Here is a 20441-nt window from a genome sequence, read left to right as displayed (position 1 = left end):
TGCCGTGTGCCCGTTTCCGGCTTATGCGTCGGCGGCGGACGTCCGGATTCCCTTTCAAGCAAAAAACAGCCCTGCTCGGGCTGTTTTTGCTTGGTTCCGGTCCGCTCATTTCCGTTCGTGTTCGAGCCGGGCGTCCGAAGCGGAATCGACGCTTGCGAGACGTTCCGCGCCTTAAGGCCGGATCCGTTCGATGGCGACGATATCGAGCCGGTGCGCCGACTTGTTGCCGGCGAAAAACGTCAGCGAGTACAGGTAATCGCCTCTGTAATACCGGTTGACGGTTAACCCGCCGGGCATGGGCGATTGCAGCTCCAGCACGGCGAACCCTTCGGCGTTCGTCTTCTCGTCCGGCTTGAACGTTTCGATCGCCGGCTGCAGCGCGGACAACGGCTTGCTGCCCCATACGCTAAGCTCGGTGACGACGGCTTCCTTCGGATTCGATTTGGACGTCTCCACAAGAAACGTATATTGGAGGTCCGGGTATATCATTTGGAACTTCAGACCGGCTGCGGTAGCGGCCGAAGCGTCGGACGCCGCCGGGTTCCCCGATGCGGCCCCCGCCGAAGCGGCGTCCGGCGGCGGTGCCGCGGCCGTTGCTTCGGCGCTTCCGGCTCCGTCCGCGTCGCTCGCCGACGGTGCGCCATCGGCGGTTGACGCTGCGCCATCCGCTTCCGTCAGCGGCTGCGGCTGGTCGAGCAGCGCCACTTCGCCGGGCTTGCCGAGCAGCTCCTCGACCTTTTTGCTGGGCAGGCCGATGAACGATTGCAGGCTGACCCGGCCCTTGTCGAAATACGATTTCAGCACGACGCCTCCGTCCCGATCGAACAGCGTGCCGATGCCTTGGTATTGGCCGTCCGCGAATTCGCCCTTATAGGAGGGTTTGCCGGCTTCGTCGAACGCTTCCCCTTGGCCTGCGAGCACGCCGTTGCGGAACGTGCCCTTGAAGCGCAGCACGCCTTTGTCGTCGTAAAGCTCACCCGTGCCGGCGTACGCCCCCGCGGCGAACGTTCCTTTGTACTTGACCAGTCCTTTGTCGGCATAATACTCGGTACCTTCTCCCGAATAGCGGCCGTTTTTGAACGCGCCTTCGTAGAGGAGGCGGGCTTGCGCGTCGTACGCTTTTCCCGAACCGTTGAACTCGCCGGCGGCGAATTCGCCCTCGTACGCGACTTGACCGTTCGCGCCGAACAGCTTGCCGGCCCCGTGATACGTCCCCTCGAGGAAGGCGCCTTCGTACAGGAGGCCGCCGAGCTCGTCGTACAGCTTGCCCGCACCGCCGAATTTGCCGTTCTGGAATTCGCCGACGTAGCGGATGCGCCGATCGCTGCTGAACAGCGTACCGGAACCGTTGTATCGGTCGGCGGCGAACTGACCTTTGTACACGAGATGTCCTTTATCGTCGTACAGCGTGCCGGCGCCGTGCTTGAGCCCCTTGTCGAACTCGCCCTCGTACCGGAGCACCCCCGTCTCGTCGTACAGCTTTCCGGCGCCCATATAAAGCCCGTCGGCCAAACCGCCTACGTAGCGGGGCTGCTTCTTCGTCGTATCGACGACTTTGGCGTTGCCGGAAAACGTCATCGCCTTCGGCGTGTTTTCCACGACGACGGGGACGCGGTTGAACCATTTGTTGACGAAGGCGGGCGGTTTGACGAACAGAAAGTAGACGAGCGCGAGGATGATCAAGGCGATGACGACAAGCAGCCGCTTGGACACATAGTAGGAGCCGATCGCGACATAGTTGCGCAGCGACGTTTCTTTCGTGCCGAGTATCGTTTTGACGGCGGCTTGAAACTTTTTGATCAAAATGCCGGGGAGCTTCTTCGCTTCCCGCAAAGGCTTCAAAAGCTTGAAAGCCATCGGGCTGACGATCGGCTTGAATACCGTTTCCAGCGTCTTCACGGGATTGAACGCCAAGCTTGTCACTTCCTCGTCTACAGCGATTTCGTTTACGGTCGGGCCGGCGGCGCCGAACGGGTCAGCGCGGGGGCGAAAGCGGTGCGGGTGTGACGAACGGTACGGCCCCGAAGCCGACCGGGACCCGGCTTAACCGGCTTCGGGAGGCGCCTCTCGCGGAGGCCGACCCGTGCGGCGGCTATCCGGACTTTCGGCGCAATAAATGTGCGAACTAGGCCCGATCGTTCATACGTATGTATAGGAGAGGCGTTTGATTACCGCGCGGGACGCGTCACGCATGTCCGCGTCACGGCACCTGAATCGTCATTTGACCCGGCTGGACGACCTGGATGACGCCGCCCCAGTTGCACATGCATTTGGACGTATTGTTCAGCGCCGGCATGTTGGCGACGAGTACGGTCGGCGACCCCGGAGCCCACGGCGCGGCCGTTACCGGTACGCAGGGCATCGGCGTCAGCGTGCCGAATTTGGCCGCGGTCGCGGCCGCCACGACCGGGTTGGCCATCGACTGACACATGCCGAACGGCAAAATGTTGACCATCGGCTTGTTGTCCATAATGTTGGCGATCGGCATCGAGGTGACGACCCGGTTGGCCGGCAGCACCATCAGCGTGCTAGGAGCCGCGCCGAAGCTGCATTGCAGCATCGCGCCGCCGCATACGACGTTTCCCATTCGACATTCTTCCAATCTTCTTGCTCATTTTTGGAAAAAGAAATGATATAATTAGTTTCATAGTACTAGAAAAAAACGGTACCGGCAATATGCCCGAAGTCCGACGATACGTCCGAAACGCGAAAGCGCAAAACGACGGGCCGAGGCCGGCCCAGCCGCATGAAGCGGGCGTCCCGTCGCCGCCGCGACGATCGGGCCGAACAAGTGAGGAGGCGCTTTCTTGAACGTCGCAAGCCGAATGAAGCTCGGGCTGGCCGTCCTGCTCGCCCTGTCGTCGCCGCTCGCGGCCGCGACCCGGGCGTACGCCGCCGATCCGAAGTCGATGTCGATGCCGGAGGCGGTCGACATGACGCTGAAGCGAAGCCCGGCCTTGCGAGATGCGCGCAACGACGTCCGGCAAAAGCAGGTGGAGCTCGAGCAGGCGTATTATTCGCAAAAAAGCGAAGAAGAGAAGGCGTCGAGCCTGTTCGCCAAGCCGAAAAATTTAAGCCAGCAGCTGCAAATCAAGATGAAGGTGCCCGAGGCGAGAAAGCAGCTGACGATCGCGCAGGAGACGCTGCGGCAAAAATCGGTCGAGGTCAAAGCCGACGCCGAGAAGTCGTACTTGCAAGTATATCAGGCGATGCAGGCGGAGCAGCTGGCCCTGGCGAAGCGCGACGAAGCGCAGAAGGCGCTCGACGCGGTTCGACAAAAGCTGAATTACGGCTTGGCGAAGCAGCCCGATCGGGAAGCCGCCGAGCAAGCGCTCGAGCAGGCGTCTTCCGCCTATAAGCAGGCGCAGCTGGCGGCGAAGGGGGCGAGGCTCGCCTTGGGCGAGAAAGTCGGGTCGGCGCTCGAGCGGCCGTTCGCGATGACGTTCGAGCCGGTGTACGCGGACTTGTCCCAGCGCGCCCTGCCCGGCTACATCGACGCCGCCCTGCGGACGAACGTCGGACTGATCCAAGACGTGCAGACGCGAAGGCTCGCCGACGAGAAGCTGAACACGACGCGCAACTTGTACAGCTCGAAATTCGGCGCCGGGCGGATGAAGGTGTTCGACCGGATGTTCAAGAGCGCCGACATCGACATGGACCTGTTCACGACCCAATACGAGGCGCTGCTCGAACAGGTTCGCAAAGATTGGCAGGGCTACTTCTGGTTCATTATCTTTCCGATTCCGAAAAAGCTGTTCCAGGGCGAGTTCGACGGCCTCCGTTATTTGGACGACTTGCGCAACGGCTTGCCGATCGCGACGATGGAGCAGAGCAAAGCCGCGCTCAAAGAAAAGGAAAGCCGAAGCGCCGTCATCGCGGCCGTCCGGCAGTCGTATTTGGACGCGAAAGGGGCGGAGGAAAGCTACGCCCAGGCGCTGCGAATGCGGGACGCCGCGTTCGAGGCGATCGGCAAAGCCGAAAGCAAGCGCAAGCTCGGACTCGCGCCGGCCGAGGAGGTCGCCCTGGCGAAGGAGGCGTACGAGCAGACGGGTAAGGCGTTACTATCCGCGCAAATCGCCTACATGGGCGCGATCGGCAAGCTGAACGTCGAAACCGGCGGGGCGCTCGAGAAGACGTACAAGCGCGGGCTGCTTCCTTATAAGGGAATCGACGACGGCCTGAGTCCGGTCAAGACGGCGCCGGAGAAGCCGGCGAGCGGCAAATGGACGGTGAAGCCTTCGGTCGGCGAGCTGCTGAGCGACTTTACGGCGACGCCGGACAAAAAGCTGAAGGCGACCGACTACGCGCTGTTCGACGCCAAAGGGAAGCCGATCGGCAAACGAACGAAGGTGGGGAAGCCGCTCCGGGCGCTGTCGATCTTTTTCGCTCAGCCGGATCAATTGAAAATCGTCCTGTACCGAGGAACGGACGTCGTCGGAGAGGCGCCGCTCGTAGGAAGCGCGACACTCGGGACGTTCTCGCTTCCCGCGGGGGGCACGCCGGTCGCGGCGCCGCCCGAGCCGCCGGAAGGAAAGCCGGCCGTCATCGTGATCGGGACGACGAAGGCGAGGCTGGATGCGCTGACGCCCGAGCTGTACAATGCGGCGGCCTCCACGATGAAATCGTCGGGCCAGGGCATCTATTACAGCCCGGACGGCGCGGTCTGGTTCGGCATGGACCGCGTCGCCGACGCGGAAGCGCTCGACGACCCGCAAGGAAAGGCGGCGGTCGCCCCCGACGAGCTGGCCTCGCTCAAGGTGACGATGGAGGTAAGCGCCCCGGGCGAGCTGAAATCGCTGCAAACGCCGGAGCAGCTCGACAAGGAGATCGCGACGCTCAAAACGGAGCTCGAGAAGCTCGAAGCCGACAAGCAGGCGGCGACCGACGGCGGCCAATCGGACCGGATCGCCGGCCTGACGACGCAGGTCGAGGACGCGAAGGCGCGCATCGCCATGCTGGAAGCGCTCAAGAAGGGCGACGCGAAGACGGCGCTGGACAAAATGGCGCTCGTCAACAACGCGGAAGCGATACTGGAATCGCTCGCCGAGTGGTCGGAAAACCCGGACGGAGGCGAGGAAGACCCGGGCGGCGGGGAAGGAGACGGCTCCGGCGGCGGAGACGGAGCGACCGGCGGCCCCGCGCCGAGCGCCGAGCAGCTCGAGGCGCAGGCCGCCGAGCGGCAAGCGGCCGTTCAGGCCGCCATCGCCGCGGGCGATACCGCAGCCGCGCTGAAGGCGGCCGACGGCCTGCTCGCGACGATGGCGCAGGCGGCGGCCGCCGCGAGCGGCGTGCCGGAGGCGCACGCCGTGCTCGCCGAGTCGCGGGCGGCGCTCGGCGCCGAGCGGAAGCGCGCCGAGGCGGCCGGCGACGCCGCCCAAGCCGACGCGATCGCGACGACGCTCGCCGCCGTCGAGTCGTCCGCGAAGCAGCTCGAGACCGAGCTGCTGTTCGCGGAGATGGACGGCGTCGGCGCGCTGCTCGAGGCGCTCGCGGCGGCGGAGCCCGCCCCCGCGCCCGGCGGCGCGGCCGCAGCCGCGCAGGCGGCGGTCGCCGAGCGGCTCGCGAGCGAGCAAGCCGAGCGGCTCGCCGCGATCGTCGCGAAGCGGAAGGAAGCGTACTCGGAGGAGCAGCTGCAGTCGCTCGCCGGAGTCGCCGCGGACATCGCGGCCGAAACCGGCGGAGCCGCGACGACGCTGCCCCCCGAGCGGCTCGTCTCGCCGACGATCCCGTTCCGGCTCGACGCGCCGCCGATTATGCTCGACGGCCAGGCGTTCATCCCGCTTCGGGCGGTGTCCGAATCGTTCGGGGCGGCCGTCGAATGGAACGAGGAGACGATGACGGCGACGGTAAGCGCCGAGTACGGGACGATCGAGTGCACGATCGGACAGCCGGTCGCTTACTTGAACGGCGAACCGGTCGAGCTGGAGCGGGCGGCGGAGCTGATCGCGGAACGGACGTACGTGCCGCTGCGGTTTTTGGCCGAATCGCTAGGACTGGACGTCGTCTGGAACGACGGCGCCCAAACGATCGCGCTCTACGAATGAGATCAAGCGCAAGGCGCAAGTAGATCGAAACGAGAGGAAACGAACCGATGAAGAAGTCCGTAGCGGCGCTGCTGCTCGTCGTCCTGCTTGCCGGCTTGGCCGGAACGTTCACGTTCCGGGAGCGGCATCTGCTCGCGCAAAATCCGCTGAACCGCGAATTGCCGTTCGTCAGCCTGTCGAAGGCGATCGCGGACCGGCGAGACAACCTGTACTTGATCGACAACGCCAAAAAAACGATTTTGAAGCTCGACAAGGAAGGGACGCTCCAATATTCGATCCATAGCGAAGCCGGCAAAACCGGCGAGCTGTTCCGGTTCAACGACATGGCCGTCGACGAGCTGAACCGGGTGTACGCGGTCCGGACGCTGCTCGATCCGTTCGGCTTGACGGTCCGGTCGGAGCAAATCGTCCGGTACGGTCCGGACGGCAAGTTCGAGCGGGTCATTTTCAGCCAGGACTATCCGGATCCGAAAAACCGCCGATACCGGATCGGCGGGCTGAAAAGTCCGCAAATCAAACAGGGCGAGCTGTTTTTCTTCAACGACGAAGGCGCGCGGGTGACGCAGTACCGGCTCGGGGCCGGGGAGACGGAGCCGAAGCCGGTGTTCGGCTTCGATTTGCCCGGGAACAAATATTTGGCCGAAATCGACGGCCTCGCGCCCGGCTCGATCTACTACTCCGCGCGCAGCGGGGAAGTGTATCGCGCCGGCGCGGACGGCGCGTCGACGCTCGTCTATCCGCTCCCGGGCCTCGACCGGACGAGGCGCAACTTCCCCGAAAGCTTGCGGATCGATACGGCCGGACGGCTCGTCTTCATCGACTACAATTCGAAGGCGATCAGCCGTCTCGATCCGGCGCAGCCCTACATCATCGAAGAGCTCGTCAACCCGGCCAAGGCGCAGGCGGGCGGCATCGACATCCCGTACGAGAAGACGGACATCAGCGTCGGTCCCGACGGCGACGTCATCATCGTCGACGATACGCGGCTGAACCGGCGGATGCCGGACGGAAGCTTCGCCCCCACGATGGACAAAGCGCGGTATTCGGACGGCTACGTTCTCCGCCGCTGGACCGTCTGGGCGGCGGCCGCCGCGGGCGCGCTGCTGCTCCTGTGGGCGATCAAGCTGCTCTACTTCGACGTCATGAAGCGGCGCGTGTCGCTGCTCGTCAAGCAGGCGTTCGTTTTCGTTCCGACGGTGGCGGCGGCGATGATACTGCTGTCGGCCGTCATCTACAACAATTTCGTCGCCAAGATGGACGAGGAAACGTTCCGCGAGCTGTCGCTGCTCGCCGCCAACGGCCAAAATTTGGTCGACGGCGACAAGCTGGAGGCGATCTCGTCCCCGATCGAGTACCGGGGCGAGGCGTTCAACGAGTTCCGGACCAAAATCAGAAGCGTTTTCGACAACAACGCCGATTCCGCCAACCGCGGGTTTTACAAGGCGGTGTACAAGGTGGAGAACGGCATCATTTACCGGATTCTCGAGGACGACGACGAGATGCACATGTTCAACCCGTTCCCGATCACCGAGGTGAACGGGCCGGTTTTCCGCGAAGGGAAGGTGATGACGGGCGGCTGGAAGGACGATACGGGCGTCTGGAATTACGCGATCGCGCCGATCTACAACTCGTCGGGCCGAATCGTCGGCATTTTCGAGACGAGCAAAAACATGGAAACGCTGCTCGCCCACCGGAGAGGCGTCCTGCAGGAAATCGTCCGCAACATCGTCATCATTTCCGTCGGCCTGCTCTTCGTGCTGCTGCTCATGACGTTCATCCAGCTGTCCGCTCTGCGCAAGCTCCGCCGCAGCGTCGGCGACATCGCGAGGGGCAACTGGGACACGGTCGTCAACATCCGCACCCGGGACGAAATCGCCGATCTCGGGGAAAGCGTCAACACGATGGCCGCCCGCATCCGCGAATATATCCGCAAGGTCGAGTCGCTCAGCCAGGCGTATTACCGGTTCGTGCCGCAGCAGTTTTTGCGCTTCCTGCACAAAGATACGATTCTGGACGTCGAGCTCGGCGATCAGGTCGAGCAAAACATGAGCACGATGATATGCAACATCCGCCAGTTTTACATGCTGTCCAAACGAATGACGCCGGAGGAAAACTTCAACTTCGTCAACTCGTTCCTGAAACGGTTCGGGCCGTACGTTCGCAGCCGGGGCGGCATGATCAACAAATATTTGGGTGCCGGCTTCATGGCGCTGTTCCCCGCCTCCGCCGACGACGCCCTGCGCGCCGCGGTCGAATTGCGCAAGGAAGTGGAGCTATACAACTCGCACCGCGACAATTCCGGCTACAAGCCCGTCGACATCGGCGTCGGCCTGCACAAGGGACCGCTCCGGCTCGGCATCATCGGAGAGGAGCAGCGGCTCGAGAGCAACGTCATCTCGGACAACGTCAATATCGCCACGATGCTGGAACGGCTCACCGATCCGTTAGGCGCCTCGATTCTCATGACGGACAGCGTCGTCCGCTCGCTCGAGGACGCCTCCAAGTTCCAATACCGGAACCTGGGGCTCGTCCAGGTCGGCGGCATGAAGGAGCCGCTTCATTTGTACGACGTTTACCAAGGCGATCCGGATACGATCCGGGCGCTGAAGGACCGGACGAAGGCGCGCTTCGAGGAGGCCGTCACCTACTACCAGGTCGGCCGGTTCTACGACGCCCGCGAGGCGTTCCTGATGGTCATCAAGGCGAACCGGCAGGATAAGGCGGCGCAGCTGTACTTCTACCTGTGCGACGAATATTTCCAGAACGGCACGACCGAGGACTGGAACGGTACGCTGTCGGTATCTTGACGAGAGACGGTAACGAAGGAGAGAGCGACGATGAGCGCCGAGCCGCAACCCCTTTCGCGATTCGAAGCGAAGGTCAGGCTAATGAAGACCGAAGAGGACGCCCGCCGAATCAGCGAGTTTTTTTTGTCCGAATGGTCGTTCGACGATCGGAGGCACACGCCGGGCGAGATCGAGCATTTCCGCCACGGGCCGGCGAACAGCCTGAGCCAGGAGCATCACCTGTATTGGTACGTCGAAAACGAAACGGGCGACATCGTCGGCGTGACGAGCTGCAAGGAGAACGAGCACCGGACGGGCGGCTTCTTGTGGGACTATTTGGCCGTCCATCGGCAGTACCGGCGCTACGGCATCGCGGGCCTTCTGTTCGAGGCGCTGCAGTCGTATATCCGCTCGATCGGCGGTCGCTACATTTTGACGTATACGTGCGATTTGCCGGAATACGTTCCGATCCAGCGCATGTTCAAGGAGCGCGGGTTCGAGCTGATCGGCCGCTACCCGAACTACTACTACGAGGGCGAGGACCGGATCGCCTTTTGCAAAAAGCTGACCGAATAAAGAGATCCTTCACACCATACGGATAGGACTTGATTGCATGCAGGCTGCTTTATCTCGGTGGTTCGGGCTGCGCGGCGAGGACGCCCGCAAGCTGATGACGATGCTGCCGGTTTTTTATTGCGGGGGGATCGCGGAGTCGCTCAACTATACGGCTTTCATGGCGCTGTTCAACCAGCGGTTCGGCGTTCACTATTTGCCGTACGTCTACATGGCGGAAGCGGCGATCATGCCCGTCGAAGGGTGGCTCCTGTCGAAGCTGGCAAGCCGGACGGCCAAAGACCGGTTCATGAAGATGCTGTACTTGATCATGCTCGGCGTCCTGCTGCTGAACGCGCTCGTTCTCCTCGGCTTCAAGCTCGGCGGCGTCGATTTCGACTACTACTATCCGCTCCTGTTCCTCTCGTCGAACTTCGTCGTCCGTCAGCTGACGCTGCTCCTGTGGAGCACCGCCTTCGACTTGTGCCCGACGCAGCAGGCGAAGCGGCTCATGCCGATCTTCGTCGGGTCGACGACGACGGGAGGCATTACGGCCGGCGTCATCGCCTACTTCGTCGGGAAATGGTTCGGCACCGAAGCGGTATACGCGTTGGCGCCGATGCTTCTGTTGATCGGGTACCGGTTTTTCCGCAAGTCGCTGTCCCGCTACTTGACGCCGCTCATGATCAAGGAAGCTTCGCGCAGGCAGGGCGAGCCGGCGGATCGCGGCGAAGGGAAGGCGAACAGCCGCTATTGGAAAAAAACGTTCGCGAGCCCGTTCCTGCTTACCGCGATCGCGCTCATGACGCTCATGCCGACGCTGTACTTCGCGATGGAATACCAATACTTCAACGCGGCGGAGGCGCGCTTCGCGAGCGAAAGCGAGCTGACCTCCTTTTACGGGCTCATCACGTCGCTGCAATTTACGCTCTGCTTGGGCCTGCAAACCGTATCCGGCCGATTGATGGACCGTCTCGGCGCGAGCAACGTGCTGCTGTCGATTTCGGTCGTCTTTCTTTGCGCCTTCGGGCTCGTGTCGCTGCTCATGAACGGACCGCTCGGACTGGGGGCGGTATCCGTCTCCTACGCGGTGCTGTACATTTTGCTGTATTACATCGCCGAGCCGTGCTACCAGCTGTTTTTCAAAATGATGCCGATTTCCGAGCGCGACGGGTTCCGTTATTTCGCGCAAGGCATCGCGGCTTCCGGGGGCATCCTGCTCGGCTCGTTATTGTCGCTGACGCATTCGATGCAAGGGGTGGGGCTGAACGCCCTCGCCTGGACCGGGATCGCGTTGAGCGTCGTGCTGATGCTCGTCGCCTGGTACGGACGGCACCTGTACATCCGCGAGCTGGTCGGCAGCGTCCAGTCGCTGTTTTCGGACTTGTCCGAAAGCGCCGCTTCGTTCCTCGGCGCGATGCGTCATTCGAAGGCGCTGTCCGCCGTCGTCGGTTATTTGAAGCATCCGGACGATTACGTCCGGGAGCTGGCGCTCGAGCTGATCGGGAAAGGGAGAGACTCGTCGTTTTTCCCGCATCTCGTCGGCCTGATCGGGGACCGGAGCGCCCGTATCCGCGTTGCCGCTCTCCGGGCGATGAATTTGCAAAGCGCGACGCTCCAGGAGTTGGTCCAGGTGGCGGCGTTTTTGGAGGACGCGGACGAGGAGGTGCGGGCGGAATGCGTCAAGCTGCTCGGCAGGGCGAAGCATTTGAGAAGCCAGGCGCACTTCTTCCTGCGGGTGAAGCTGCTCGATTCGCAGCCGCAGGTCGTCCACGAAGGGATCAAGGCGCTGTACGCGCTTGAAAGCGAGGAAAGCTATCCCGCCTGCGAGGAAGCGCTGGTAACGATGCTGGACCGGGGGGGCGAGTGGACGATATACGGCTGCCGGACGGTTGCCGATCTGAAGCTCGACCGTTACGCACCGTGGCTCGTGACGCTGCTGGAGGACCCGAAGCCGGCGGTCAAGGTCGCCGCCGTGCACGGCCTCGGCAAGCTTCGCCATGCGGACGCCGTGCCGGCGCTGCTGGCGATGGTGCCCGCCGCCGACAAGGAGCTGCGCAAGGCGATCGAAGACGCGTTCGTCGACATCGGGGAGTCGTGCGTGTCTCTGCTGACGCAGCATGCGTCGGGAGGCGATCCGTTCGTCTGGAACTTGACCGTGTCGGCGCTTGCCCGCCTGCTGGACGAGGACGGCATCCGCGCCGTCCTGGTCGAGCCGTGCCTCGCCCGCCTGTCGGCCTCGAGCCGGGAAGGGGCGCTTCCCGAGGCGCTGCGCCGTCTCGGCAAGCCGGAGCTGGCGGAGTTGGCCGCCCAGCGGCGCGTCGAAATTTTAGAAGCGCTTGCCGACGGCCTATGGGCGGTGCTGCGTCAATTGGCCGACGAACGAGTCGTCCTTTCCCTCCGGGATACGGTGAAGGACGACAACGAGGAAGTGCGGGAGAACGGCATGGAGGTACTGGCCGAAGGGATCGGCGATCGCAGGCTGTCCGGCGCGCTGCTCGCGCTGCTCAAGCGGGAGGACGGCGCCGCCGACGGCGGCTCGGGCCATCCGAAGGCGATCGTCGAGGACGCGACGTCGTGGCCGGACGAATGGCTGAGCCGGATCGCCTTGCATGCGCTGCAGGAAGGGGAGCGGACGAACGTGAAGGAAGAACGGAGCAAGCTGTCGATGCTCGACAAAGTCATCTTTTTGAAGCAGGTGCCGCTGTTTTCCCATTTATCCGTCGACGAGCTTGGGCATTTGGCGGGCATCTCGCAGGAAGTGGCGCATCCGGAAGGGACGGTGCTGCTTCGCCGCGGCGCCGCATCGCCGACTCTGTACATTGTGATCGAAGGCACGGTCGAGCTGAGCCATGATACGGAAGGCGGCGGCGGAGGCACGATCGGCGTCCTCGGCGCGAAGCAGTCGTTCGGCGAGACGTCGGCGTTCGACGGGGCGCCGTCGTCCGTCACGGCGGAGGTCATTTTCGACGAAGCCCGGCTGCTGGCGCTCCAGGGCGAGCAGCTGTCGCGGCTCATCCGGCTTTATCCGGAAATCGGCATCGGACTGCTGCATGCGACGAGCGCGCGCGTTCGGCTGCTCGAAAACATGCTGATGAAAATGGCGTAGCGAAACGACACGGCGAAGCGACCCGCGCGCGGGGAAAGGGGCATCGGATTGACGACGAGAAGCTTGCATTTGGTCAACGAGCTGAAGGAGCTCGACAGGCTGCGGTCGTTTTTGGCCGACTCGGCGGGGGCGTACTCGCTGGACGACCGGACGCTGTACCGGCTCAACCTGATCTGCGACGAGCTTGTCACGAACATCGTATCGTACGGCTACGGGGAAGGCGAAAAAGGGACGCGCCGGATCGAGGTCAGCTTGACCGGGCGTCCGGACGGCGTCGAAATCCGGATCGCCGACGACGGCGTTCCTTTCGATCCGCTGTCCCGCCCCGCTCCGGATTTGAGTGCGGACGTGGACGAGCGCGGCATCGGCGGCTTGGGCATCCATTTCGCCAAAACGTTGACCGACGCGGCTCTGTACACGCGCGAAGGGGAGCGGAACGTATTGCGTCTGACGATCAAACGGCTTATGCCGGACGAGGAGCGAACGGGATGAACATCACGGAGAAGACGATAGACGGCGTTGCGGTGCTGGCGATCGGCGGCCGATTGGACGCGAATTCGGCGGGAGGGCTGGAGCGCCGGTTTTTGCAGCTTGTCGAGGGGGGAGCGAGCCGGTTCGTATTCGATTTGGCTTCTCTCGACTATGTAAGCAGCGCGGGCTTGCGCAGCCTGCTGCTGGCGGCGAAGAAGACGAAGTCGATTCAGGGGAGGCTCGCGCTGGCGCACCTGAACGAGCATGTCAAGGAAGTGTTCGACATGTCCGGGTTCAGCGCCATTTTCACCCTGTGCGCTACCGAGGACGAAGCGCTGCAAGCCGTCCGTTGACGACGGGGCCCCGGATGGAAGATCGGCATGGCGGCAACGCCGGGCATGGGCGTCCGGATCCGTATTCGGGAAGGGGGGACGGACGATGGACGCGACGACGATCGCTTTGGCGATTGCGGCCGCCGCGGGTATAGGCGGTTGGTTATGGAGCGAGCGTCGGCGCCGGGCGTCGGAACGCGAGCTGAAGCGGACAATGCAGCTGTTCGAGGTCAGCCTCGATATGAACGCGACGATCCGCAAGCAAGATCTGCTCGAGCGGATCATGGAGACGAGCGCCCGCATTATGCACGCGGAGGCGTCCTCGGTCATCCTCGTCGATCCGGAGACGGGAGAGCTGTACTTCGAGCTGGCGACGGGATCGAAGGGCGACGAAGTGCGCGAAATCCGGTTGAAGCAAGGCGAAGGCATCGCCGGCTGGGTGGCGGACAACGGCAAGCCGGTCAAAATCGACGACGCCGCGCTCGACGAACGCTGGTCGTCCAAGGTGGCGAGCCGGGTCGATTACCCGACCCGCAGCCTGCTGTGCGTGCCGATTTTCAGCAAAGGGACGGTTATCGGCGTGCTGCAGGTGCTCAACAAGCGGGGAGGCCGCGCCTTTACCGAGCGCGACGTGAAGCTGCTCGAATCGATCGCCGCGCCGACGGCGGTTTCGCTTGAAAACGCGATGCTGTACGACGCGCTGGAAAAATCGATGAAAGCGTTGAAACAGACGGTGGCGGCCAAGGAACGGATGGAAAGTGAGCTGCGGATCGCCCAGCGAATCCAAATGGGCTTTTTGCCGACGAAGCTGTCGCGGCAGCGCACCGCCGCGGCGCTCTGGCAAGAGGCCGGCGATAGGGGGGCGGCAGCGGAGGCCGGAGTCGGCGGCGATGCGCGGCCGGAGGCGGCGGACCGGTTTCCCGCCGGCGTGCACGCGCTGCTCCGGCCGGCGCGCGAAGTCGGCGGCGATTTTTACGACTATTTCCGCATCGGCGAATCGGAGCTGTTTTTCGCGCTCGGCGACGTCTCGGACAAAGGCATCCCCGCCGCGCTCTTTATGGCGATGACGATGACGCTGCTGAAAGGGAGGATGGCCGAAGGAATGACGCCCGGCCGGCTGCTGACGGTCGTCAACCGGGAGCTCTACAAGGACGACTCGACGATGTTCGCCACGATCTTTTGCGGCGTGCTCGACGTGGCGACCGGGACGCTGACGTTCAGCGACGGCGGACACTGCACGCCGTACGTGCTGCGCCGCGACGGCGCCGTCGAGCCGCTCGCCGGACGCAAAAACGTGCCGCTCGGCGTCATGGACGATACGGCGTACGCCGATCAGGAAACGGCGCTCGCCGCCGGAGACCGGATCGTGCTGTACACGGACGGGATTACCGAAGCGGAGGACGAATCGGGGCGTCAGTACGGCTCCGGCCGGCTGCGGGAGCTTCTCGTGCGGCTTCGCGGGGAGCCCGGGGCCGGCTTGCCGGAGACGGTCGTCGCCGACGTCGACGCGTTCGCGGCGGGTGCGCTGCAATCGGACGATATCGCCGTCATGGTCGTGGAGCTGGACATCCGAAAAAATCCGTCTTCACGTCCCGATTTTGTGGTATAGTTCAGGGAGAAGCGATATACGGACCGGATGAACGGACAGACGGAAATCGGGATCGGCATCGGATTCGTATTCCCGTTCATTGATACGAGGAGGTCGTACGCATGAGTACCCGTCATACGAGCATGCAAAGAAAGCCGGACGGCGAATGGAGCGCCGGCGCGAAACGGGCCGCCAAACCGGCACGGTCGGCGTCCGCGCACCCGATGATGCAGCTGCAGCGCACGGTCGGCAACCGGGCGCTCGGCGATATGCTGTCGGGCGCCGGACCGGGAGCGCTGCCCGCCGGCGTTCAGACGAAGCTGACCGTCGGCCCGGCCGGCGATTCGTTCGAGCAGGAAGCGGATCAAGTCGGCCGGCTCGTCGCCGACCGGATTTCGTCCGCGCCGGACGGCGGTTCGTCCGTCCAGCGCGAAGCGGACGAAGAGGAGCTTCAGCTGAAGCGGGCTCCCGAAGGCATCCAGCGAATGGGGGGACCGGAGGACGAAGAGGAGCTTCAATTGAAGCGCGCCCCCGAAGGCGTTCAACGGTCGGCGATCGAGGAGGAAGAGCTTCAGCTGAAGCGGGCACCCGAAGCCATCCAGCGAATGGGCGGACCGGAGGACGAGGAGGAGCTTCAGCTGAAGCGCTCGGGAGAAGGGTTCGACGCCGACGTCTCGCTCGAGCGGCAAATCGAGCAAAGCCGGGGCGGCGGTGCGCCGATGGACACCCGCATCCAGGCGAAGATGGAATCCGCGTTCGGAACCGGATTCGGGGACGTCAACATCCATACCGGCCCGCAAGCGGACGACATGGCCCAATCGATCGGCGCCAGCGCGTTTACGACGGGAAGCGACATCTTTTTCCGCCAAGGGCAGTACAACCCGGACAGCCGCCAAGGTCAAGAGCTGCTCGGGCATGAGCTGACCCACGTCGTCCAGCAAAGGGGCGGCACCGTTCCTACCGAGCAGCGGTAGACGACGATGCGCCGCAAATCGTTCGCATTCGAAAAGCCCGACCGCACCGGAACGCGACGTTCCGGCCGGTCGGGCTTTTTTGGATAACCGGCCGAAGATGCTAGTAATCGGCCCGAGGCTTCCCGGTTGCCGGAAAGACGTCGTCGATGCGGGCCGCATCGTTTTCGTCCAACGCCCAGCCCAGCGCGCCCAAATTATCCGTTATATGCTCAAGCCGTGCCGCTTTCGGGATGGATACGACATATTCCTGACGCAGCACCCAATTCAAAGCGACTTGATGGGCCGTCTTGCCGTACTTGCGTCCGATCTCGTCGAGAACGGCACGTTCCGCCGAGCCCGTCTCCGGAAAGCCGGGCTTGCCGAAAAATTGCGGGGCGTAGCCGAACGGCGAATAGCCCATGACGGTGATGCCGTTCTCCATGCAGTAGGGCAAAATCGAACGCTCGATATGCCGGTCCTTCAAATGGTAGGCGACCTGGTTGCAGGTCAGCGGGACGCCGTCCAGCGCGGCACGGGCTTTCTCCAGCAAATCGACGTCAAAGTTGCTGACGCCGACGAACCGGACATACCCGCGTCGGACGAGCTCGGCCATCGCTTCCATCGTCTCCGCGACGTCGAACTTCTCGCTCGGCCAATGCTGCAAGTACAAGTCGATCCGATCCGTCCGCAGCCGTGCCAGGCTCGCCTCGGCCGCCCGCAATACGCCGTCGTACGAGCCGTTCGACGCGGATACCTTCGTGACGAGAAAGACGTCGTCCCGAACGCCCCGGATCGCTTGGCCGACCACCTTTTCGGCGCCGCCGTCCGCATACGATTCGGCCGTATCGATCAGCGTCAGTCCGTTTTCGATGCCGAATCGGATCGCCTCGATTTCTTCCCGCTCCTTCTCTTTTCGCTCGCCGAATTTCCACGTCCCTTGGCCGATCGCCGGAATTCGAACGTCCGTGCGACCCAAAGTCCTGAATATCATCGGTTCCACCTCGCTTTGGATTGGGGGATCGGGTAGTTCCGATCGCTTCCGCCTCGTCTAACGTTTCGATATCGACCGGTCATCTCCTTTTTTATTGGACTTCACCTGCGAACCGCGTCCCTTCTAGTTCGTCCGACTTTTGGTTACACTGGCTCCTATGGAGGGATCCAGATGGGACATACGTTACACCCGGTTCACCTGCGGATGGCGGAGCTGTGGACGTTCGGCCGCAAGCGGGCGTTGACCGAAGCCGAACGGCACGAGCTGGAGCAGTGCTTGCAGGTGAACGCGAAGCTGTGCTGGGAGAGGGCGGCGCTCGACAACGCGTCGCTGCTCGCTTCGATGACCCGGGACACCGAATGGCAGCACGACATTTGCCGCCGGATCGAGGAATTTCCGTACCAAGCGAAAAGGCCGGACCCCGAAGGGCCGGCCTGAAGCGACGGTCACGGCGACTTACTTGCTGTGCGTCCCGGCGCCCGCCTCGACGGCCGGTTCGGGCTTCCGATGAACGACGAGCCGCTCCTTGGACATGAGGAAGACGCTGAGCAGTGCGAGCGCCGCCGGGATCAACGTCCAGACGAACGTTTGCGAAATCGAGGACGACAGCGCATCGGTAATATGGTTCAAGACCTCAGGCGGAATCGCCTCGCGGGCTTGCGGCGACAGCAGCGCGCGCGGGTCCCGCAGCAGCTCGGCCGAAGGCATCGCGGGATTACCCGCTGAGGGGCCTCCCGCGGAAGCGGTGGAGGCGCCTCCGGCGTTTTGGAACAGCTCCGTCAACCGGCCGGTTAACAAATTGCGCTGCAAAATGCCGAATATCGTAATGCCGACCGTCATGCCGAGCGAACGGAGAAACGCAATCGTCGAATTGGCGGCGCCGCGCTGCGTCTCGTCGAAATGATGGATGGCGGCCATGCCGAGCACCGAGAACGAGGCGCCGACGCCGAGTCCGGCGACGATCATGAACAGCGTAACCGCGAAGCGGGACGTATCCGTCGTAAGCGTCGTCAGCAGGCCGATGCCGGCGAGCAGAACGATGCCGGAGACGAACATGACGTTGCGGTAGCTCGTGCGCATCGCCGACAAGGCGCCGATTTGGCTCGCGACGACGGTGCCGAGCATCATCGGCAGCAGCAGCAGGCCGGAATTAGTGGCCGAGCCGCCCTGTACGCCTTGAATGAAGATCGGGATGTAGACGGTGGCGACGATGAACGAGGCGCCGGAGAACAAGCCGATCAGCGTGCTGGACGAATAGAGCCGTACCCGAAACATGCGGAACGAGATGATCGGCTCGGACGCCTTCCGCTCGACGAGCAGAAATGATACGAACAAGACGGCGAAGCCGGCGAACAGGCCGAGGATGACGGCCGAGTCCCAGTCGTATTTGTTGCCGCCCAGCTCCAGGGCGAACATGAGGCAGACGATCGCGCCGACGAGCGTAAACGCGCCGGCCCAGTCGATTCGCTGCTTGGCGTGGCGGACGGATTCCTTGTAACAAAACGCGACGAATACGAACGCGAGCAGCCCGAGCGGCAAATTGATATAAAAGACCCAACGCCAATCGATATAATCGGTCACGTAAGCGCCGAGCAGCGGGCCGAATATGCTCGACAGACCGAATACCGCCCCGAACAAGCCGCCCATCTTGCCCCGCTTCTCCGGCGGGAACAGGTCGAAGACGATCGTGAATGCGATCGGCACGAGCGCTCCCCCGCCCAAGCCTTGCACCGCCCGGTAAATGCTGAGCTGCACGATGGTTTGCGCCGTTCCGCACAGGACGGAGCCGAGCAGAAACACGACGAGGCCGAAAATGAAAAACCGCTTCCGTCCGTACATGTCGGACAGCTTGCCGAATATCGGCATGCCGGCCATTTCCGCAACCATGTAGGCGGACGTGACCCAGACGAATTTGTCCAACCCGCCCAAGTCCGCGACGATCGACCCCATGGCGGTGGCCACGATCGTATTGTCCATCGCCGCCACCAGGATGCCGATGAGTAGTCCGGCGACGACGAAGCCCAATTTGCTTGTATTGCTTGTTGCCGTCATTTGGATTCTCCTTCGCTATTCACGTTTTCGGCTTGCGCCGGGATCGGCCCGCCGGATTACAATTGCTTGCTCGCGGATACTTTGGCGTCCGTATGGACGCTGAGGTTGTCCTTGTATTCGACCAAGCCGATTTCGGAGCCGGGACCTATCACGACGTTCGTCCCGCGGACGACGCCGGCTTTCGTATATTCGAGCCGGACGTCGTCGCCTTCGATCGCGTCCGCCACGAGCGCGTCTTGGGAGAATACGAGCGCCTTGACCAGCTTGCCGATCGCGCTGCCGTTGCCGGTTCTGCGAACCGTGATCGTCTCGCCGCCGATTTCCTTGGCGCGGCATTCGGCGAACATCAAATTGACCTCGATCGTTCCCGCATTCAACAGCCCGTCGATGCGGAAGCAGCCGTGGGAACGGAACGACTCGGCGTCGCAGTTTCCTTTGACGGTCAAGTAGCCGTTCACTTCGATCTCTTCGCCGGACAAATGGCCGCCGACCTTCGCATGTCCGTCGACGCGGAAATCGCGCACGGCCATCGGTCCGGCAATGTCGGATTTGCCGTTGACCCGCATCCGACCGGCATCCAGCTTGCCGTTAAATGAAGTCGAACCGTTCACTTCCACCGTTTCCGACAAAAGAGGGCCGTTTACGGTCGCTCTTCCGTTGCACACGAAGCCGATGCAGTCGAGACTGCCGTCGATCGTACCGTGCCCGTTGATGGAGACGACGTTGAATTCGCCTCCCCCGGCGCCACCCAAGACGCCGGAAATGTTCAAGTCTCTTCGTAGGTTCGCAGTCATCGCCTTCGCTCCCATTCCTCTCATATTTGCTCCCGCTCGGTTACGACGGAGCCGAATTCATTCTCGAAGCGGCCCGTATGCTCCACGCGTCCGATCCGGCACCCCGGACCGACGACGACGTTGGCGCCGCGGATCGTCCGGACCGAGGCGTGCTCGACGTAGATGTCGTCGCCTTCGATCGTGTCGACCTCAAGCGTCCCTTCATAAAAGTCCGAAGGGAGAAACAGCGAGCCGAGCAGCTTCTTCAGCACGTTGCCTTCCGCCCGGCGAATGTCGATCCGTTCGCCGCCGATTTCCTTCACCTCGCAGCGGCTGTGCAGCAGGAGGGAGACCGTGCCGGCGTTGACGAGACCGCCGATGCGGAACAGACCCTTGATCTTGATTTGCTCGGCCTCGCAATGGCCCTTAATGTTGAAGTAGCCTTCCAGCACGACCTGCTCGCCGGCGACGTTGCCGTGCACGCTCGTTTCGCCGTACGATTTGATTTCCTGCGCCTTCATGCTCCCTTTGACGTCCAGCTTGCCGTTGATTTTGGTTTCGCCGGTATCGAAGTCGCCGTTGACGCCCAGCGTGCCGTTAATGCGGCACGACGTGCTTTTCAAGGTGCCGTACACGGTAGCCGATCCGTTGCACCGAAACGCCAAGCAGTCCATGTCGCCGTTGAATTGCGCTTCCCCGACGACTTTGACGTCCTTGTACAGTCCGCCTCCGGAGCCGCCGTTCCCCGTAATGGTCAAATTGCGCCGTGTCCCGATCGTCATCCGATTTT

At 63.0% G+C, this 20441-nt stretch carries 15 protein-coding genes; 9 read left to right on the top strand and 6 right to left on the bottom strand.

Annotated features, from left to right (window positions below; translation table 11 throughout):
* Positions 1–171: 171 nt before the first annotated feature.
* Entirely contained in the window at positions 172–1914 is a 1743-nt protein-coding gene (locus tag DLM86_RS11665; protein WP_110840169.1) for an MORN repeat-containing protein, read from the bottom strand.
* 286 nt (positions 1915–2200) lie between these two features.
* Entirely contained in the window at positions 2201–2587 is a 387-nt protein-coding gene (locus DLM86_RS11660) for a DUF4280 domain-containing protein (RefSeq protein ID WP_110840168.1), read from the bottom strand.
* Between the two features lie 220 nt (positions 2588–2807).
* Here DLM86_RS11660 and DLM86_RS11655 point away from each other — a divergent pair, with 220 nt between their 5' ends.
* The 8 genes from DLM86_RS11655 to DLM86_RS32705 all read left to right on the top strand — a co-directional run bounded on the left by DLM86_RS11655 (position 2808) and on the right by DLM86_RS32705 (position 15856).
* Complete coding sequence (locus tag DLM86_RS11655) at positions 2808–6044, top strand: stalk domain-containing protein (protein ID WP_110840167.1); 3237 nt, start codon at positions 2808–2810, stop codon at positions 6042–6044.
* A 47-nt stretch (positions 6045–6091) separates the two neighbouring features.
* Entirely contained in the window at positions 6092–8851 is a 2760-nt protein-coding gene (locus DLM86_RS11650; RefSeq protein ID WP_110840166.1) for an adenylate/guanylate cyclase domain-containing protein, read from the top strand.
* 81 nt (positions 8852–8932) lie between these two features.
* Complete coding sequence (locus tag DLM86_RS11645) at positions 8933–9406, top strand: GNAT family N-acetyltransferase (RefSeq protein ID WP_158289435.1); 474 nt, start codon at positions 8933–8935, stop codon at positions 9404–9406.
* Between the two features lie 37 nt (positions 9407–9443).
* Complete coding sequence (locus DLM86_RS11640) at positions 9444–12491, top strand: HEAT repeat domain-containing protein (RefSeq protein ID WP_110840164.1); 3048 nt, start codon at positions 9444–9446, stop codon at positions 12489–12491.
* Between the two features lie 48 nt (positions 12492–12539).
* Entirely contained in the window at positions 12540–12983 is a 444-nt protein-coding gene (locus DLM86_RS11635) for an ATP-binding protein (RefSeq protein ID WP_158289434.1), read from the top strand.
* Entirely contained in the window at positions 12980–13315 is a 336-nt protein-coding gene (locus DLM86_RS11630) for an STAS domain-containing protein (protein WP_110840162.1), read from the top strand. Before DLM86_RS11635 ends, DLM86_RS11630 begins: the two co-directional genes overlap by 4 nt.
* An 85-nt stretch (positions 13316–13400) precedes the next feature.
* Entirely contained in the window at positions 13401–14903 is a 1503-nt protein-coding gene (locus DLM86_RS11625) for a PP2C family protein-serine/threonine phosphatase (RefSeq protein ID WP_158289433.1), read from the top strand.
* Between the two features lie 101 nt (positions 14904–15004).
* A complete protein-coding gene (locus DLM86_RS32705) occupies positions 15005–15856 on the top strand; it encodes an eCIS core domain-containing protein (RefSeq protein ID WP_110840160.1) in 852 nt (283 codons plus the stop codon).
* Positions 15857–15956: 100 nt separating this feature from the next.
* Here DLM86_RS32705 and DLM86_RS11615 read toward each other — a convergent pair whose 3' ends face one another.
* Entirely contained in the window at positions 15957–16826 is an 870-nt protein-coding gene (locus DLM86_RS11615) for an aldo/keto reductase (RefSeq protein WP_211326509.1), read from the bottom strand.
* A gap of 171 nt (positions 16827–16997) precedes the next feature.
* Between DLM86_RS11615 and DLM86_RS11610 the strand changes: the two genes are divergently transcribed.
* The gene (locus DLM86_RS11610; RefSeq protein WP_110840158.1) at positions 16998–17264 is read left to right on the top strand and encodes a DUF7667 family protein; all 267 of its coding nucleotides are present in this window, start codon (positions 16998–17000) and stop codon (positions 17262–17264) included.
* Positions 17265–17282: 18 nt separating this feature from the next.
* Here the strand turns inward: DLM86_RS11610 and DLM86_RS11605 are convergent, their stop codons facing one another.
* The 3 genes from DLM86_RS11605 to DLM86_RS11595 are packed head-to-tail and all read right to left on the bottom strand — an operon-like array spanning position 17283 to position 20433.
* Positions 17283–18878 carry an MDR family MFS transporter gene (locus tag DLM86_RS11605; protein ID WP_110840157.1) on the bottom strand — a complete coding sequence of 532 codons (1596 nt, stop codon included), beginning with the start codon at positions 18876–18878 and terminating at the stop codon, positions 17283–17285.
* A gap of 56 nt (positions 18879–18934) precedes the next feature.
* Positions 18935–19672 (bottom strand): cytoplasmic protein, encoded by a 738-nt coding sequence (locus DLM86_RS11600; RefSeq protein ID WP_146250199.1) that lies wholly within the window; start codon positions 19670–19672, stop codon positions 18935–18937.
* A 20-nt stretch (positions 19673–19692) separates the two neighbouring features.
* The gene (locus DLM86_RS11595; RefSeq protein WP_110840155.1) at positions 19693–20433 is read right to left on the bottom strand and encodes a polymer-forming cytoskeletal protein; all 741 of its coding nucleotides are present in this window, start codon (positions 20431–20433) and stop codon (positions 19693–19695) included.
* Positions 20434–20441: the final 8 nt, after the last annotated feature.

The organism is Paenibacillus flagellatus, assembly GCF_003217775.1.
In the GTDB taxonomy this organism is placed as follows: Bacteria; Bacillota; Bacilli; order Paenibacillales; family NBRC-103111; genus Paenibacillus_AB; species Paenibacillus_AB flagellatus.
Note: the sequence above shows the minus strand (reverse complement) of the source record. Positions and strands in the feature narration are given on the sequence as shown.

Bases quoted from the DNA above. Each gene is read 5' to 3' on its own strand.
- DLM86_RS11660 (WP_110840168.1), bottom strand. From the start codon at position 2,587: ATGGGAAACGTCGTATGCGGCGGCGCGATGCTGCAATGCAGCTTCGGC.
- DLM86_RS11650 (WP_110840166.1), top strand. From the start codon at position 6,092: ATGAAGAAGTCCGTAGCGGCGCTGCTGCTCGTCGTCCTGCTTGCCGGC.
- DLM86_RS11645 (WP_158289435.1), top strand. From the start codon at position 8,933: ATGAAGACCGAAGAGGACGCCCGCCGAATCAGCGAGTTTTTTTTGTCC.
- DLM86_RS11640 (WP_110840164.1), top strand. From the start codon at position 9,444: ATGCAGGCTGCTTTATCTCGGTGGTTCGGGCTGCGCGGCGAGGACGCC.
- DLM86_RS11630 (WP_110840162.1), top strand. From the start codon at position 12,980: ATGAACATCACGGAGAAGACGATAGACGGCGTTGCGGTGCTGGCGATC.
- DLM86_RS11625 (WP_158289433.1), top strand. From the start codon at position 13,401: ATGGACGCGACGACGATCGCTTTGGCGATTGCGGCCGCCGCGGGTATA.
- DLM86_RS32705 (WP_110840160.1), top strand. From the start codon at position 15,005: ATGAGTACCCGTCATACGAGCATGCAAAGAAAGCCGGACGGCGAATGG.
- DLM86_RS11615 (WP_211326509.1), bottom strand. From the start codon at position 16,826: ATGATATTCAGGACTTTGGGTCGCACGGACGTTCGAATTCCGGCGATC.
- DLM86_RS11610 (WP_110840158.1), top strand. From the start codon at position 16,998: ATGGGACATACGTTACACCCGGTTCACCTGCGGATGGCGGAGCTGTGG.
- DLM86_RS11605 (WP_110840157.1), bottom strand. From the start codon at position 18,878: ATGACGGCAACAAGCAATACAAGCAAATTGGGCTTCGTCGTCGCCGGA.
- DLM86_RS11600 (WP_146250199.1), bottom strand. From the start codon at position 19,672: ATGACTGCGAACCTACGAAGAGACTTGAACATTTCCGGCGTCTTGGGT.
- DLM86_RS11595 (WP_110840155.1), bottom strand. From the start codon at position 20,433: ATGACGATCGGGACACGGCGCAATTTGACCATTACGGGGAACGGCGGC.